We start from the raw sequence: 15362 nt of genomic DNA on the forward strand, positions 1-15362 counted from the left end.
ACGACGGGGCGCGGTTCGGCGTGCAGCTCCGGCCAGTGTCGAAGGCGCCCCCACCTCTTGCCTCACCGGCCAGTAGAAAATCCAACACCCCGCAAAAGGCCAAAACCGGGCCCATCGATCGGTGGCCACCATGTCCTTCCCAGCGGTCCTGCTGCTATCTGCTCCAGTCGTGCCGACCTTATCCATAGACATCCTTTTAGCGACAAAACCGCCCCGGAGCGCGCACCGGGATCATTCAAATTCGTTGATGTTATCCATAAACTCTATTCGTTTGAATGATGGGTTCGCGAAGCCCATATTAACAGCATGGACAAGGACGAACCTCCCATCGCGACCATGTCCCGGCTCAAGAAAGGAACCGAAAAATGACCACGCTCACCTATCGGGGTGGTGGCAAGACCCTCACCTCCAGCGAAGGCCGCTTCGATCTGGGCCATTATGCCCACAAGCTCGTGCTCGCCTGGACCCGCTGGCAGACTGCCCGCGAAATCGAAGCCATGCCGTTCGACGTCCGCAAGGATATCGGCTGGCCGAGCACCGACGACAGCAAACACCGGACCATGTAATGAATGCGACATTCCTCCTGAGATGAGGGCGGCGTCTGCATCTTGCAACGCCGCCTTTTTCGTGTCCGCCATCTCGTTCCCCATTCCACTTCAGCCCCTGAATTTCGGTTGGCTGTGAGCTCTCCTCCGCCCCGCTGGCGCCCTCGCCTGCGACTTGACCGGTCAAATCGCGGTCAATGTCGCATATTTGCTCTTCCCGGCCGCATTTTTCCATGCCAGTGTCGCTTTCAGGACATCGGCGCGACGCATTCCGCGCAACGAATATGTCATCGTCCCTCGAGCATGGATTTCGCTATGAACAGGATGCAGATCAAGAAGCGTTCACTGGTCTTCTTTATGGTACCGCAATTCACCATGCTGCCCTTCTCGGCCGCCGTGGACACCTTGCGCATCGCCAATCGCATGCTCGGCTATCAGGCCTATACCTGGCGGCTTGCCTCCCTCGACGGGGAGAAGGTCTATTCCTCCTGCGGCATCGGCGTCGAGGCGAATTCCTCGCTCGCCGAGGAGCGCCGCCATCTCGGCGGCGAAAACCGGCCGGGCATGGTGCTCGTCTGTTCCGGCATCGATGTCGAAGAGTTCAACAACAAATCGGTCAATGCCTGGCTGCGCGAATGCTACAATCGCGGCGTTGCCGTCGGCAGCCTCTGTACGGGCGCACATGTGCTGGCCCAGGCTGGCCTCTTGAACGGCAAGCGCTGCGCCATCCACTGGGAAAACCTGCCGGGCTTCTCCGAAGCCTTCCCGCAGGCGGAGGTCTATGCCGATCTCTACGAAATTGACGGCAATCTTTATACCTGCGCCGGCGGCACCGCCTCGCTCGACATGATGCTGAACCTCGTCGGCGAGGATTTCGGCGAGAGCCTCGTCAATCGCATCTGCGAGCAGCACCTGACCGATCGCGTGCGCAATCCGCACGACCGTCAGCGCCTGCCGCTGCGCGCCCGCCTCGGCGTGCAGAATGCCAAGGTGCTGTCGATCATCGAGTTGATGGAAGGCAATCTGGCCGAGCCGCTGTCGCTGATCGAGATCGCCGACGGCGCCGGCCTCTCGCGGCGCCAGATCGAACGGCTGTTCCGCCAGGAGATGGGCCGCTCGCCGGCCCGCTACTATCTCGAAATCCGCCTCGACCGCGCCCGCCACCTGCTGGTGCAATCCTCGATGCCCGTGGTAGAAGTCGCCGTCGCCTGCGGCTTCGTCTCGGCCTCGCATTTCTCCAAGTGTTATCGCGAACTCTACCATCGCTCGCCGCAGCAGGAACGCGCCGAGCGCAAGTTGACCATGGCGACAGCGCGCCAGGCAGTTGCGGCTTGAGATAAGAGGCCGTCACCACGAGGGTAGGCAGTGGCCGAGGTGGCGCCGAGCAGGGTCGAGCGGCGCTACTGCGCCGCCTCCTCCGTCATCCTAGCGTCGGAATAGACCTGGTTGCGGCCCCGGTGTTTGGCCATGTAGAGGAATTGGTCGGCGGCGTTCAAATAATTCTCGAAAGTCTCGTAGCCGCCGATCTCGGCAATGCCGATCGAAATCGTGACGCCGAGGTCCTCGTCGTCAGCGGTGACCTTCAACCGCGATATATCCGAGCGGATCTCATCGCAAAGCTTGGTCGCAGCGGCCGAATCCATCTGCGGGAAGAGGATGGCGAATTCTTCGCCGCCAAGTCGCGAGAGAAGATTGTCGCTGCCTTCGAAGATCGTAAACAGCCGGTTCGCCACCGCCTTCAGCACCTTGTCGCCGATCTCGTGACCGTAGGTATCGTTGAGGCGCTTGAAATGGTCGATATCAAGGATGGCGACTGAACTCGGCACTTTCAGCCGCAGGCATTCGTTCACCAGCTTCGGGCCGTTGTCGTAGAAGTAGCGGCGGTTATAGAGGCCGGTCAGGTAGTCGCATGCGGCCGCCGCCCTCAGCTGCCGCATCTGCGCCAGCGTCTCGGCATTGTTGGCAATGCGGCATTGCAGCTCCTCGGCGACAAAAGGCCGGTAGAGGAAGTCGCTGGCGCCCGCCTTCAGGAAACTGGCTGACAGCATGCGGTCGTTGGACGAAGACACTCCGATGACGCGCAGCCTGTCGGAACCGAAGCGATGGCGGATGCGCCGCGTCAGCTCGTAACCGCTCATATCGGGCATATGGTGATCGGTGACGACGAGTTCGATGTCGCTGTAGGCTTCAAGAGCGGCCAGCGCCTCGAGCCCCGAGCTTGCCTCGACGACGAGATATTGCTGCGCCTTCAAGAGATCGACGAGAACCTGGCGTGCCGAGACGACATCGTCGACGACGAGGACCCGCGTCTTGCGGTTGGAGATCGCCCGGCGGACGGTGGCGACCAGATTGTCGAGCGCGAACTCATTGTCCTTCAAGACGTAATCGATGACATTGCGCTCCATGATCCTGTTGCGCGTGTTGAGATCGAACGTGGCGGTAAAGACGATCGCCGGGATATCGTGCTCGATCGTGCAGTCGAGCGCCTCGCCATAGGGCGAATCCGGCAGGTTGAGATCGACGACGGCCATGGTGTAGCCGTGACCGTCTTCGGCAAGCTCCCTGCGCAGCGCCTTCAGCGACGAGCAGGATTTGACGGCAAGCCCAAGTTCCGTCTGGAACCGGTGGCAGAGCACGGCGGAAAACATCCGGGAATCTTCAACCAGAAGTATTTTGAGCCCGCCCGAGCGCAGCCCGATTCCATCTCGCTGAAAATCCGCTTGAAACGCCACAGCCGCTATTCCCCCCTGCGCCCGACGGGCTCGACTCGGCCCTCCCCCCGGCCGGGCGGACGATAACCGAGAGGCCTGTGCGCGTGAAGAGGACAAATGATGGCGTTACTTGTAATTGCAAAAATTCGATGCCGGTCATGGACCGGCATCTCCGCCTCACTGGCAATACTCATGCTGGAAGGGCCGTCAGGCAACCGCCCGCTCCTTGCGCATCGACTGAATTTGCAAAAGCGTATCGAGATTCTGATTGACGCGGCAGTAGAACTCCTCGTCGATAAAGGGGCGCAGCATGAAATCGTTGCCGCCGGCTTTGAGGAACCGCGCCGAAAGCAACCGGTTCGAGGAGGAGGAAACCCCGATGATGCGCAGCTCGTGCGAGCCGATATTGGCGCGGATGCGCCGTGTCAGCTCGAAGCCGTCAATGTCGGGCATGTTGTAGTCGGTGATCATCAGGCCGATATCCCGGTTGGCCTTCAGGATCTCCAATGCCTTGCCGCCGCTGTCGGCGACGCTGACGCGGAAATTGTAGCGTTTCAGCCGGCTCGACAGCAGGGCGCGCGCCGTCGCGCTGTCGTCGACGATCAGCACATGGTGGCGATGATTGGTCAGGAACCGGCAAATCGACTCCGCCAGCAGATCGACCGCGAATATATTGTCCTTGAGGATATAGTCGACGATATCCTTGGCCATCAGCTTGTCGCGCATGCTTTCATGGAAGGTGCCGGTAAAGACGATGGTGGGAATGGAGAGATCGACCAGATATTCCAGCGCCTCGCCGTTTTCGGCGCCCGGCAGATTGATGTTCGAGATCGCCAGCGTGATCGGATCGGAAGATTTGTCGTAGGAAAACTGCAAATCCTCGAAGTTGCGGCAGATCTCGACATTAATGTCGAACAACTCCTTGAGGCGTTTGCTGATCATCGAGGTGAACACGTTTGAATCTTCCGCGACAATAATGCGCGCGCCGGCAAACATCTCTCCGGAATATTGCATCCCCGAAATACCCAAAAACGCCATGGTAAACCTTTAATGTAAAATCCATCCCCGGCTCAAACTGATACATCAATTGATTTGACTAATCATTAATCAGCGAGAGACGGCGAAGCGTCCAGCTGGACCCGCCCGCGATTTTCTTGCAGATATGATTAAGAAATCAGGCGCCAAGCGCCGCGTTGTCCGCATCGAACGGGCTTTCGCCGACAATTGTCACGTGATAGGTCGTGAACCTTGATCTCAGCTCCGTGCTCTCTTTGGCGCAGTCGGGCCGCGGCATGGCAAGCATTTGCTTACCGACTGATCGAAGGCAGATCTCGTATGCGACGGCCGGAACCAGGTAGACCGGTGCGGCGATAGAGCGTCGCAACGCCGCGAGACAAGAGCTGCCTTGAACCCGTCCGGCTGGCGAAGCTCCGCAGAAGCCATTATAAGTGCGTGATCGACCCACACCTATGGGCGGATGTGCTCATGACCCAACCCGACCCGGTAATCGAATGGCTGCTCGATTCCGACCCGGCAATCCGGTGGCAGGTGATGTGCGATCTCATCGATGCCCCCGAGACGGACTGGATGGCCGAGCGGGCCAAGGTGGAGACGCAAGGCTGGGGCGCGAGGCTGCTTACCTGCCAGGACGAGGACGGCCAATGGGCGGGCGGCGCCTTTCTTCCCGCCGGTTTCGACCCTCGCGAGTGGCGGGAGCGCGGCCAGCCGTGGACGGCGACAAATTTCTCGCTGTCGCAACTGCGGGAATTCGGTCTCGATCCCGCCTGCGAGCGGGCCAGGCGCACCGTCGCATTGATCGGCGCCAATGCCCATTGGGAGGAAGGCGGTCAGCCCTATTGGAACGGCGAAGTCGAGGAATGCATCAATGGCCGCACCGTCGCCGACGGCGCCTATTTCGGTATCGACGTCTCCTCCATTGTCGAGAGGCTGACCGGCGAGCGCCTCGAGGATGGCGGCTGGAATTGCGAACGGTGCAACGGCTCCATTCGGTCGTCCTTTGCCAGCACCATCAACGTGCTGGAAGGGCTGCTGGTGTTCGAGCGAGCGATCGGTGGTACGCCGCAATCCCGGGAGGCGCGCAGAACGGGCGAGGAATTCCTGCTCAAGCGCGACCTTTTCCGCCGTCTCGGCACCGGCGAGCCAGCCGACGAACGCTTCCTGCACTTCCTGCACCCGAACCGCTGGCGCTACGACATCCTCCGCGCCCTCGACTATTTTCGGTCAAGCGCCCTCCTGACCGGCTCCGCCCCCGATCCGCGCCTCGGCGAGGCGATCGCCCATCTTCGCTTCCGCCGTCTTCAGGACGGCAGATGGCCGCTCGACTGGACCCTGCCGGGGCGCGTCTGGTTCGAGATCGACGAGGGAGTAGGTCAGCCCTCGCGCTGGATCACGCTCCGGGCGATGCGGGTGCTCCGATGGTGGGATGCCCACGCCTCAGTCAACGCCTGACGCCAAGCCCAGCAAGAGCAAGGCATGCGCCTCGACCGCGCGCAGCAATTCGTCGCAGCCCACCATTGCCCCATCCCCGCAGGTCTCTACGCGCAGCAGCCGCCCTCCGCCGCTGACGGACCGCAGCAAGCTGCAGCCTTTCTGGTCTCCTCGGCGAGCCAGCGGTCGCGCGGCTTGCAGCTTGCCGGCCGCGGCGAAAGATCGACATGCACGGCCCCGCCACGCAAAATCGGCATTGCCGCGCAATAAAGCTGCATCGGCCGCACGCCGTCGCTGACTTCGAAGGTAAGTTTGGCCGAACCGTCGAGCTGCACATGCTCCGTCACCTTGCGAATGATCGCAAGGAATTTGCCGGCCGGCATATGCGTGCGCTCACCCTCGGCGATGTCCCAGAGCTGGATGAAGATCTCAGTCCAGCCCTCGGGATTGGCACCGCAATCAAGCGCCGAGAATTGGCCCGCCTTGACCTCGGTGATATGATAGCCCGGCTTCACCCGCCGGCCATCGTAATGGAAAACCAGCGTCGCGTCCTTGTCGCCGGAGAGCGCATCAAGCAACAGGCCGAGACTGATCTCCTCCGCCTGGATTTTATTGTTGTCGATGGCGTTCATCTGCGCTAATCCTTGTTTCAACGATTCAAGGATTATTGAAATATGGATCAACGTCAAGCCCTCGCCGCGTTCGGAGCGCTTTCGCAGGAAACCCGCCTCCACATCATTCGCATGCTTGTCGTCTCGGGTCCTGACGGAATGGCGGCGGGCTCCATCGCCGAAAAGGCGGAGGTTTCGCCGTCCAACGTCTCCTTCCACTTGAAGGAGCTAGAACGAGCCGGGCTGATCGCCCAGCAGCGTGAATCGCGCTCAATCATCTACACCGCCAATTATGAGGCGCTTGGCGGCCTGATCCGTTTTCTGATGGAGGATTGCTGCGGAGGGAACGCCGAGATCTGCGCGCCCGCCGCCGCCGTCGCCGCATGCTGTACACCTGCAACCAAGGAGGAACTGCAATGACCACAGATCGCGTTTACAATGTGCTCTTTCTTTGCACTGCCAATTCTTCGCGCTCGATCCTGGCCGAGTCGATCCTCGAGACCGAAGGCAAGGGCCGGTTCAAGGCCTACTCCGCCGGCAGCCAGCCGAGAGGCGAAGTCAACCCGTTGGCGCTGAAGGAGCTGCAGGCGTTGGGTTATCCCGCAACCGGCTTTCGCTCGAAGAGCTGGGACGAATTCGCTAAGCCCGATGCACCTCAGATGGATTTCATCTTCACCGTCTGCGACACCGCCCACGGCGAAGCCTGCCCCGTCTGGATCGGCCACCCGATGACCGCTCACTGGGGCGTCGAGGATCCAGCCGCCGTCGAGGGCAGCGAGGTCGAGAAGGGCCGAGCCTTCGCCCAGGCCGCCCGTTTCCTGAAAAACAGGATCATGGCCTTCCTCAGCCTGCCCTTGGCCTCGATCGACAAGCTGGCGCTGGAAGCGCACCTGCGCCAGATCGGCGCGATGGAAGGCACGACGGCAAAACCGACAGGAGCCGGCTGATGGCGCCATATGATCTATCGCGGCGACTGGTCGCTGAGGCGCTCGGCACCGCCATGCTGGTCGCAACAGTGGTCGGCTCCGGCATCATGGCGACATCGCTGACTACGGATGTCGGCCTCGCTCTGCTTGGCAATACGCTGGCGACCGGCGCGATCCTGGTGGTGCTGATCACCGTGCTGGGGCCGATTTCCGGCGCCCATTTCAACCCGGCCGTCTCGTTGATCTTCACCATATCGGGCTCGCTGCCGAAACGCGACCTTGGCGGCTACGTGCTGGCGCAGTTTGCCGGCGGCGTCGCCGGCACGATCTGCGCCCATCTGATGTTCAACCTGCCGCTGTTGGAACTGTCAAGCAAGGTCCGCACCGGCGGCGCGCAATGGTTTTCCGAGGGGATTGCGACCTTCGGCCTCGTCGCGGTCATTCTCGCCGGCATCCGCTTCGAGCAGAAAGCCGTTCCATGGCTGGTGGGACTCTACATCACCGCCGCCTACTGGTTCACCGCCTCGACCTCGTTTGCCAATCCGGCCGTGGCCTTCGCCCGCTCCCTGACCGACACTTTCTCCGGCATCCGCCCGGTCGACCTGCCGGGCTTCTGGCTTACCGAAGTATCAGGTGCGGTCGCAGCCTTCTTTCTGTTCACCTGGCTGCTGCAGCCAGCCGCGTCATCGTCATCAACCCTATCCTCCGAGGCGAAACTATGAACGTCACCATCTACCACAATCCCGCCTGCGGCACGTCGCGCAACACGCTGGCGATGATCCGCAACGCCGGAATCGAGCCTGATATCATCGAATACGTCAACACCCCGCCATCGCGTGCGGAGCTGGTCAAGATGATCGCCGATGCCGGCCTGACCGTGCGCCAGGCCTTGCGCGAGAAGGACACGTCCTACGCCGAACTCGGCCTCGACAATCCCGATCTGACCGACGATCAGCTGCTCGACGCCATGCTCGCCCAGCCGATCCTGATCAACCGGCCCTTCGTCGTCACCCCGCTCGGCACGCGCCTGTCGCGCCCCTCCGAGCTGGTCCTGGAAATCCTGCCGGAGACGCACAAGGGCGCCTTCACCAAGGAAGACGGCGAGAAGGTGCTCGATGCCGAAGGCAAGCGCATTGTCTGACCTTCCAGCGACTTCACCGGCCCATCTTCACCAGCCGGATCTGGAGGCCCTGCGGCCGCCCTTCTCGACGCACAAGCCGCGCATCCTCATCCTCTACGGCTCGCTGAGGGCCGTATCCTACAGCCGCCTCCTGGCGCATGAGGCATCACGGCTGCTCGAGCACTTCGGCTGCGAGGTGCGGATCTTTGATCCGGAGGGTCTTCCCCTTCCCGACGGAGCTCCGGTCGCCCATCCGAAGGTGCAGGAGTTGCGCGAGCTCTCTGCCTGGTCGGAAGGCCAGGTCTGGGTCAGCCCCGAGCGACACGGCGCAATGAGCGGGATAATGAAAGCGCAGATCGACTGGATACCGCTGTCGGTGGGTTCGGTCCGGCCGACGCAAGGCAAGACGCTCGCCGTCATGCAGGTATCGGGCGGATCGCAGTCGTTCAATGCCGTGAACCAGATGCGCATCCTCGGCCGGTGGATGCGGATGATCACCATTCCGAACCAGTCATCGGTGGCAAAGGCTTTCCAGGAGTTCGACAGCGACGGGCGCATGAAGCCCTCATCCTATTACGACCGCGTCGTTGACGTCTGCGAGGAACTGGTGAAGTTCACATGGCTGACGCGCGACGCCTCGGCCTATCTCACCGACCGCTACAGCGAGCGCAGGGAAGAAGCCGACAAGCTTGAACGACGTGTGGGTCTCAAATCCATATGACCCCCGCCGCTTCCGAACGGCCGCCGGTTGCCGCCATCCTCGCGCTCGGTCTGACGCAGGTCATTGGCTACGGCACCCTCTACTACAGCTTCAGCATCCTGGCGCCCGAAATGGCGCGCGGGCTCGATTGGTCGGCGGAATGGATCTTCGGCGCGCTGTCGGCGGCGCTGCTGATCGGCGGCCTGGCGGCACCCGCCATGGGCAAGTGGATCGATCGCTTCGGCGCCGGCCGGATCATGACCTTTGGCTCGGCGATTGCGGCAATCGCCCTTGCCGGCTGCGCTTTTGCTCCCGGCAAGGTCGCCTTCGTCATCGCCCTGATCGCCGTCGAGACGGCGTCGAATCTCGTGCAATATGGCGCAGCCTTTGCCCTGCTGGTTCAGATAAGGCCGCAGGTGGCCCAGCGCAGCATCACCTATCTCACGCTGATCGGCGGTTTCGCCTCGACCATCTTCTGGCCGATCACCACGGCGTTGCATGCCCACTTCTCCTGGCAGAGCGTCTATCTCATCTTCGCCGCGATCAATCTGCTCATCTGCCTTCCCATTCATGCCTGGCTGGCGCGCAGTGCGGGCCATGGCAGCACGGGCGAGAAGAGCGCTGCGACGAGGCCTATTGAACCCAGCCTTCCCGCCGCCGCGCGCGCGCCGGCCTTCATCCTGATGGTCACCGGCTTTGCGCTGGAAAGCTTCGTCAACGCGGCACTTCTGGTCCATATGGTGCCCGTGATGTCGGCGCTCGGACTCGGCGCCATGGCCGTCATGGCCGGTACGCTTTTCGGACCCTCGCAGGTGCTGAGCCGGTTCATCAACATGGTCTTCGGCGGCGGCCTGCCGCAGCTCATGCTCGCCCTCATTTCCGCCGTGCTCCTGCCGGCGGCCCTTGTCATTCTCCTCCTCACGGCGCCATCGGTTCCCGGCGCAGTGGCCTTTGCCGTGGTCTTCGGCCTCGGCTCCGGCCTGAGCAGCATCGTGCAGGGAACGCTGCCCTTGGCGCTCTTCGGCAGCGAAGGCTATGGCCAGCGGCAGGGAAAAGTGATGTCGGCCCGCCTCGCCGTCTCCTCGGCGGCGCCTTTCGCGCTGGCCTTCCTGATGGGCAATATAGGCGTATCCTGGTCGCTGTCGATCACTGCCGCGCTCGGCGCCGCGGCCGTGGCGGCATTCCTCGCCATCCGGCCGCTGATGCGGATGTCCGCACCGGCGCAAACGGCACTGGCGCGCGGACGGCCGTAGCCCCACGGGGCCGCAGCCTTATTTAACGACGGCGGAGCCCTTGATGATGTCGATCGTCTCGCCGCCATCGAGGCCGATGCGGTCACCGTCGGGCGTCGTCATGAAGCAGCCAGAAGTGCAGAGATTTTCCGAAGCCCCGGCATCGACGACGACCTCGACGCGCTGGCCGCCCTCGGTGATGACAAGCACCACGGCTGCAGGATCGGTGTTGGTGACGGATGCCGCATGGGCCGCCGGCGCGGCAAGCAGCGGGATAAGCAGAACGGCGGCAAATCTTGCCATCATGTGCGGCGGCGCGGGTGCGCCCTCCCCTCGAACGATCGGTGCTGCCCTCGGCAGCGATCCCGATGCGAGGGATCATGCACATCGACCTGTGAATGATGGCTGAATGAGCCGTTCAGCTCTTCAGACTGGCCTCGGCGGTGCGGCCGCGCAGCTGTCGCACCCGATGTTCATCGTCGCCGGCAGCCCCGTCCGCGGAACTGGGCCTGACGTCCCTGCCCTCGTTCGCGATGGCCGCGGGCGCCTCGCGGTGGATGGTCAGATCGCTCTGCGGCAACGGGATCTCGATGCCCTCGGCCTTGAAGCGCTGGAGGATCTCGATCCTCAGATTGTTGCGCACCGTCATGCTGTCGCCCATGTCAGCGAGGAAGAAGCGCAGCTCGAAATCCAGCGAATAGGGGCCGAAGCGCAGGAATTCGACATGCGGTTCCGGATTGCGCATGACGAGCGGAACCTTGGCCGTCAGTTCCAGCAAGATGTCCATCACCTTCTGCGGATCGGCGTCGTAGCTGACCGAAACTGGAATTTCCGAGCGGCCGATCTTATTGCGGTGCGTCCAGTTGCCGACCAGGCCGTTGATCAGCTCGGAATTCGGCACGATGATCGACTGCTTGCGGAAGGTTTCGATCTCGGTAGCGCGCACCGAGATGCGCTTGACGATGCCTTCGGCCGTGCCGGAAACCACATGATCGCCGACCTTGAACGGCCGCTCCACCAGCAGGATCAGGCCGGAGACGAAGTTGGAGACGATGTTCTGCAAGCCGAAACCGATGCCGACCGAGAGCGCCGAGGCAACGAGCGCAAAGCTCGACAGATCGATGCCGGCGGCCGAAACGCCGATGATCGCCGCAATGCCTACGCCGAGATAGCCGATGCCCGTCTTGACCGAATTGCGCACGCCGAGATCGACATGGCTTCGCGCCATGACATTGCCGTCGAGCCAGCGCTGCAACCAGCGCGTCAACAGGTAGACGCCGGCAAACAGCAGAATGCCGGTACAGATGCCGAGCAGCGAGATGCTGATGCCGCCAAGCTTGACCTCGGTAAACAGCCGGTAGGCGATCAGCTGCAGGTCCTGCACATGGAATCCCCAGAGCAGCAGGATCAGCGGGATGCCGACGAGCAGCGCCACCGCATAGATCGCAAGGCCGACGAGCAAGCCGACCTGGTCGATCGCCACCGGCCCGAGATTGAAGCGGCGCGTCAGGAAGCGCGCGAAGAAGGTATCGCCGAAGCTCTCCTGCCGCGAGATCGCCTTGCCTGAGAGCAGGCCGACATACATGGTGGCGACCACTGCGCCCGTGATGATGAGCTGCGTCGCGACGAAGCGTGCCAGCCCGACATAGCCTGAGAGCGCCGTGACGATGAGGCCGGCGCCGACGACGCGCAGGATGATCGCCATGCCGCGCGGCCAATGCCGGCCCGGCGCATCCGGATCGCCGCTTCTTGCCAGTATCGGCTTGCCGAAGGAGGCAGCGATCAGGATCACGCCTATGATGAGCGCAGCGATCAGGCTCCTGACCACCGTCAGCACCAGTGGCGAACCCATCGCCTCGCTGACGGTGCCGAACAGATAGTCGAGCCCGTTGACGACAGCCATCGCCAGCAGGCAGTAGCCGATCGAGCGGGCGCCGAGATTGGAAAGCTTCACCAGCCGCCAACGCGGTTCGCGCGGCGCGAAGATGGCGTTGACGAACCGGCCGACGAAATAGACGAGCCCGATCGTGCCGAACAGCGCGCCGATGACGGGTGCGATATCGGGCCTGAGCACATTGAAACTATTGAGGAAGAAGAACGAGGTGACGAGCAGTACCGCAAGCGCCAGGGTGCGGATCAACGTCGACCAGAAGGCAATCGACAGCCGGCCGATATAGGACGGGTTCTCGACCGCCTCATCGCGGCGCAGATATGCGCCAAACAGCCGGTAGCTGCCGGAGAGCAGAATGAGCGCCGAGGCGAGCGACAGGAAGATCGCCGCAAACAACGGGAAGCGCTTGAACTTCCAGACGAAGGCGGCCCAGCTCGACAGGGCCTGCGAGAATTCGCTGACCTCGTGCACGAAAGCGCCGGCGGCATCGTCGAGCACCGAGACGGAGATTTCGGTGCGTCTGAAAAGCGTATCGGCAAAAAGCCGTCGTCGCATCTCGATAATTTCGTTGACAAGCTTCGTCACCGCGATCGACAGGTTTTCGGCGTCGCCTGTCACCGCATTGATCTGCGCACGCTCGGCGGCAAGCGCATTGCGTTCCTGAGTAACGATCTCAGCCTCGGGCGGCTGTCCGTCCTTCGGCGCATCGCCGATCTCGCCAAGGCGGTTTTTGATCTGATCGAAACGCGGCCTGAGATTGACCGAGATAGTGATGACGGCGCGGCTGAGTTCGTCGGCCTTGGCCGCAATCCCGACCAGGGCATCGTCATTATCGGCGTTCTGCTTGACGCTGTCCTGAAGCGAACCAAGCTGGACTTTCGCCTTTTCGAGTTCCTTCGCCGCCTGATCGGATGGCGTATCGACAATCGGCGTCTCTGCCGCCGCCTGCGTCTGCGGCTCCTGCGCCAAGGCTGCAGCACTCTCGAAATGCGCCCCGGCAAACGCCAGCGTCATCAGAAGAATTGTACGAAGCAGGATCGTTCTCAGCCGCAAAAGCGCCTCCGGGAAGGTTGTCGTCGGGATAGAATGTCAGCTTTTCATTGCAAACAAAGGCGACAGAAAGGCGGAAGATGCCTAAAGCGCCTCGCAGCGAAATCGAACCGATGCATGAAAGCACTCAGAAGCCGGCGCCGGGCCGGGAGAGATAGTCGCGCTCCGCAGCCGTCGCCTCCCGTCCGACGATAGCATTGCGGTGCGGAAATCGGCCATAGGCGGCGATCACGTCGCGATGCCGGATGGCATAATCGAGATATTCCGCGTCGCCAAGCGCCGTGAACAAGGCCACCGAACGTTCCTGCTCGTCGAGGTTTTCGGCATGTTCGAACGGCAGGTAGAAGAAGGTGCGACAGGCGACCTCGACCGCCTTGTCGGCACCGGCCGCGAGCGCGAGCTTGGCTTCCCGCAACGCCAGTCCGTCAGTTGCGAAGGCGAGCGGCGTGCCGCGATAGATGTTGCGGGGGAACTGGTCGAGCACGATGACCGCCGCCAGCCGGCATATCGGATCGGCCCGCCACTCGTCACTGATGCCTGCGGCCAGCGCCAGATGGGTATCGCGGAAAACATCGCGGATCTCCACGTCGAGTTCCGGCGGCGGCTGGAACCACAGCTCCCGGCCGCATCGAACGAACCAGAAATCATAGACTTCACGCGGCGTGCGGATCGTCGTCATGTCTGTCCTCCCCTTGCGTCAGGTTTGATGATGCGATGTCAGTAAGCTATTGCGGAAAAAGGGTAACGCCGTGCCGTGAGGCCCCCCTCATCCGCCCTACGGGGCACCTCTCCCCAAGGGGAGAAGGGGAATCGAGACGGTGCCACGAGTCTCTTCTCCCCTCGGGGAGAAGGTGCGGCAGGCGGATGAGGGGCCTCACGGCACGCCCTGCACCACACGTCCTACTTCCCCTCCTGCAACGAAAACACCAGCGTCGCCCTCGTCCCGTCATGACCGGGATCATAGGCGAAATCCGATTTCAAGCTTGCAGCCATGGCAGTCAAAATACGCGTACCGAGCCCCGTTCCCCTTGCCGGGCTCTCCGGATCGAACCCGGCACCGTCATCCTCGACGATAACCTTCAGCACCTCTTCCATCTGGTCGACGCTGACGCGGATCTCGCCTGTCACGCTGTCCGGATAGGCATATTTGAAGGCATTGGTGACGAGTTCGCTGACGATCAGCCCGAGCGTGATAACCTTGTCGGTTGCCAGATTGACGGGTGCGGCAGTCAGCATGATACGGTGCGGCCGCTTGTCGTCACGCATAGACGCTTCGAGTTCGGTCAGCAGGCTGTTCAGATATTCATCAAGCTGCACCGATCCGACCTGCCGGTTTGTATAAAGCCGACGGTGCACGCTGGCGATGGCATTGATGCGCATCTGCGTTTCGTGCAGCGCGTCGATCGCCACCTGGTCCTTGGTCATCGAGGATTGCATGCGGATTAGTGCGCCGACCAGCCCGAGGCTGTTGGCAATGCGGTGATTGACCTCGGCAAGCAGCATCTCGGCAAGATCGCGCTGCTGGCGGATCACCTCCTGCGCCTGCGCCGTCTCGCGGCGAAAACGCGCCCGCTCCAATGCCTGTTCGAGAGCAGCCGCGAGCAGATCGAAATAATCGGCCGAAATCCCCTTCAGTACGTAGTCGTCGGCACCCGCCTTCAGCGCCGCGACCGCGATGCTGGTATCGTCCGAACCCGTCGCATAGATGACCGGCGGATGATCCGGCATCGCCGTGATGCAGGGTAGAATGTCGAGGCCGGTTTCGTCGGCCAGCACATGATCGAGCACGACGGCATCGATTCCGCCTTCGCCGAGTCTCGCCAGACCGGCAGCGCCGTTCTTAGCCCACTCGACCGAAAAGCCGCGCCGAAGCAGGTTTTTCTGCATCAGCAATGCCAGCCCTTCGTCATCGTCGATATAGAGGATGTGGATCAGGACATCCGCATCGCCGCTAGAATTGCTCATTCCGTCTCCCGGCGTTCTCCCGCAGCGACGACGGACCGCAAGCGTCCGACTCGTCCGCATGGCAATGTCGTATTGCATCGATCGCCCGAGGTAAACAGCCGTTATCCCTCGCTCTTGTCGCAGGCTGCGCACAAGGACGATATTGGAAAACCGGCATCGACAG

16 protein-coding genes are annotated in these 15362 nt (G+C 62.2%); 9 read left to right on the forward strand and 7 right to left on the reverse strand.

What is annotated here, in order from left to right; translation table 11 throughout:
* The first annotated feature begins 365 nt into the window (after nucleotides 1-365).
* Both EFR00_RS06160 and EFR00_RS06165 read left to right on the forward strand, forming a co-directional pair.
* On the forward strand, nucleotides 366-566 hold the full coding sequence (locus tag EFR00_RS06160) for a hypothetical protein (RefSeq protein ID WP_010034163.1): 201 nt from the start codon (nucleotides 366-368) through the stop codon (nucleotides 564-566).
* Between the two features lie 294 nt (nucleotides 567-860).
* Complete coding sequence (locus tag EFR00_RS06165; protein WP_010059399.1) at nucleotides 861-1880, forward strand: GlxA family transcriptional regulator; 1020 nt, start codon at nucleotides 861-863, stop codon at nucleotides 1878-1880.
* 65 nt (nucleotides 1881-1945) lie between these two features.
* Here EFR00_RS06165 and EFR00_RS06170 read toward each other — a convergent pair whose 3' ends face one another.
* Together EFR00_RS06170 and EFR00_RS06175 are read right to left on the reverse strand one after the other, a co-directional pair.
* On the reverse strand, nucleotides 1946-3277 hold the full coding sequence (locus EFR00_RS06170) for a diguanylate cyclase (protein WP_039620426.1): 1332 nt from the start codon (nucleotides 3275-3277) through the stop codon (nucleotides 1946-1948).
* A gap of 186 nt (nucleotides 3278-3463) precedes the next feature.
* Entirely contained in the window at nucleotides 3464-4294 is an 831-nt protein-coding gene (locus EFR00_RS06175) for a response regulator (RefSeq protein ID WP_039620428.1), read from the reverse strand.
* Nucleotides 4295-4741: 447 nt separating this feature from the next.
* Between EFR00_RS06175 and EFR00_RS06180 the strand changes: the two genes are divergently transcribed.
* On the forward strand, nucleotides 4742-5725 hold the full coding sequence (locus EFR00_RS06180) for a squalene cyclase (protein WP_077989345.1): 984 nt from the start codon (nucleotides 4742-4744) through the stop codon (nucleotides 5723-5725).
* Between the two features lie 86 nt (nucleotides 5726-5811).
* Here the strand turns inward: EFR00_RS06180 and EFR00_RS06185 are convergent, their stop codons facing one another.
* The gene (locus tag EFR00_RS06185) at nucleotides 5812-6336 is read right to left on the reverse strand and encodes a DUF6428 family protein (RefSeq protein ID WP_009996914.1); all 525 of its coding nucleotides are present in this window, start codon (nucleotides 6334-6336) and stop codon (nucleotides 5812-5814) included.
* 42 nt (nucleotides 6337-6378) lie between these two features.
* Between EFR00_RS06185 and EFR00_RS06190 the strand changes: the two genes are divergently transcribed.
* Genes EFR00_RS06190 through arsK form a run of 6 tightly spaced genes read left to right on the forward strand, consistent with a single transcriptional unit; the run spans nucleotide 6379 to nucleotide 10314 of the window.
* Complete coding sequence (locus EFR00_RS06190) at nucleotides 6379-6735, forward strand: ArsR/SmtB family transcription factor (protein ID WP_009996912.1); 357 nt, start codon at nucleotides 6379-6381, stop codon at nucleotides 6733-6735.
* Nucleotides 6732-7262 carry an arsenate reductase ArsC gene (locus EFR00_RS06195; protein WP_039620436.1) on the forward strand — a complete coding sequence of 177 codons (531 nt, stop codon included), beginning with the start codon at nucleotides 6732-6734 and terminating at the stop codon, nucleotides 7260-7262. Before EFR00_RS06190 ends, EFR00_RS06195 begins: the two co-directional genes overlap by 4 nt.
* A complete protein-coding gene (locus tag EFR00_RS06200; RefSeq protein WP_077989346.1) occupies nucleotides 7262-7963 on the forward strand; it encodes an aquaporin in 702 nt (233 codons plus the stop codon). The genes EFR00_RS06195 and EFR00_RS06200 overlap by 1 nt, the downstream gene beginning before the upstream one ends.
* The gene (gene arsC, locus EFR00_RS06205; protein WP_077989347.1) at nucleotides 7960-8382 is read left to right on the forward strand and encodes an arsenate reductase (glutaredoxin); all 423 of its coding nucleotides are present in this window, start codon (nucleotides 7960-7962) and stop codon (nucleotides 8380-8382) included. Before EFR00_RS06200 ends, arsC begins: the two co-directional genes overlap by 4 nt.
* A complete protein-coding gene (gene arsH / locus EFR00_RS06210) occupies nucleotides 8357-9082 on the forward strand; it encodes an arsenical resistance protein ArsH (RefSeq protein ID WP_039620443.1) in 726 nt (241 codons plus the stop codon). Before arsC ends, arsH begins: the two co-directional genes overlap by 26 nt.
* Entirely contained in the window at nucleotides 9079-10314 is a 1236-nt protein-coding gene (gene arsK, locus EFR00_RS06215) for an arsenite efflux MFS transporter ArsK (protein ID WP_077989348.1), read from the forward strand. The genes arsH and arsK overlap by 4 nt, the downstream gene beginning before the upstream one ends.
* Before the next feature lie 18 nt (nucleotides 10315-10332).
* On the opposite strand, the gene EFR00_RS06220 is transcribed toward arsK, so the two are convergent.
* The 4 genes from EFR00_RS06220 to EFR00_RS06235 all read right to left on the reverse strand — a co-directional run bounded on the left by EFR00_RS06220 (nucleotide 10333) and on the right by EFR00_RS06235 (nucleotide 15199).
* A complete protein-coding gene (locus tag EFR00_RS06220; protein WP_038689555.1) occupies nucleotides 10333-10599 on the reverse strand; it encodes a hypothetical protein in 267 nt (88 codons plus the stop codon).
* A 112-nt stretch (nucleotides 10600-10711) separates the two neighbouring features.
* A complete protein-coding gene (locus EFR00_RS06225; protein WP_039620447.1) occupies nucleotides 10712-13237 on the reverse strand; it encodes a mechanosensitive ion channel family protein in 2526 nt (841 codons plus the stop codon).
* A gap of 124 nt (nucleotides 13238-13361) precedes the next feature.
* The gene (locus EFR00_RS06230) at nucleotides 13362-13913 is read right to left on the reverse strand and encodes a DUF924 family protein (RefSeq protein WP_039620449.1); all 552 of its coding nucleotides are present in this window, start codon (nucleotides 13911-13913) and stop codon (nucleotides 13362-13364) included.
* 221 nt (nucleotides 13914-14134) lie between these two features.
* A complete protein-coding gene (locus tag EFR00_RS06235; protein WP_038689563.1) occupies nucleotides 14135-15199 on the reverse strand; it encodes a sensor histidine kinase in 1065 nt (354 codons plus the stop codon).
* Nucleotides 15200-15362: the final 163 nt, after the last annotated feature.

This window comes from Rhizobium sophoriradicis (assembly GCF_003939025.1).
Taxonomy (GTDB): domain Bacteria; phylum Pseudomonadota; class Alphaproteobacteria; order Rhizobiales; family Rhizobiaceae; genus Rhizobium; species Rhizobium sophoriradicis.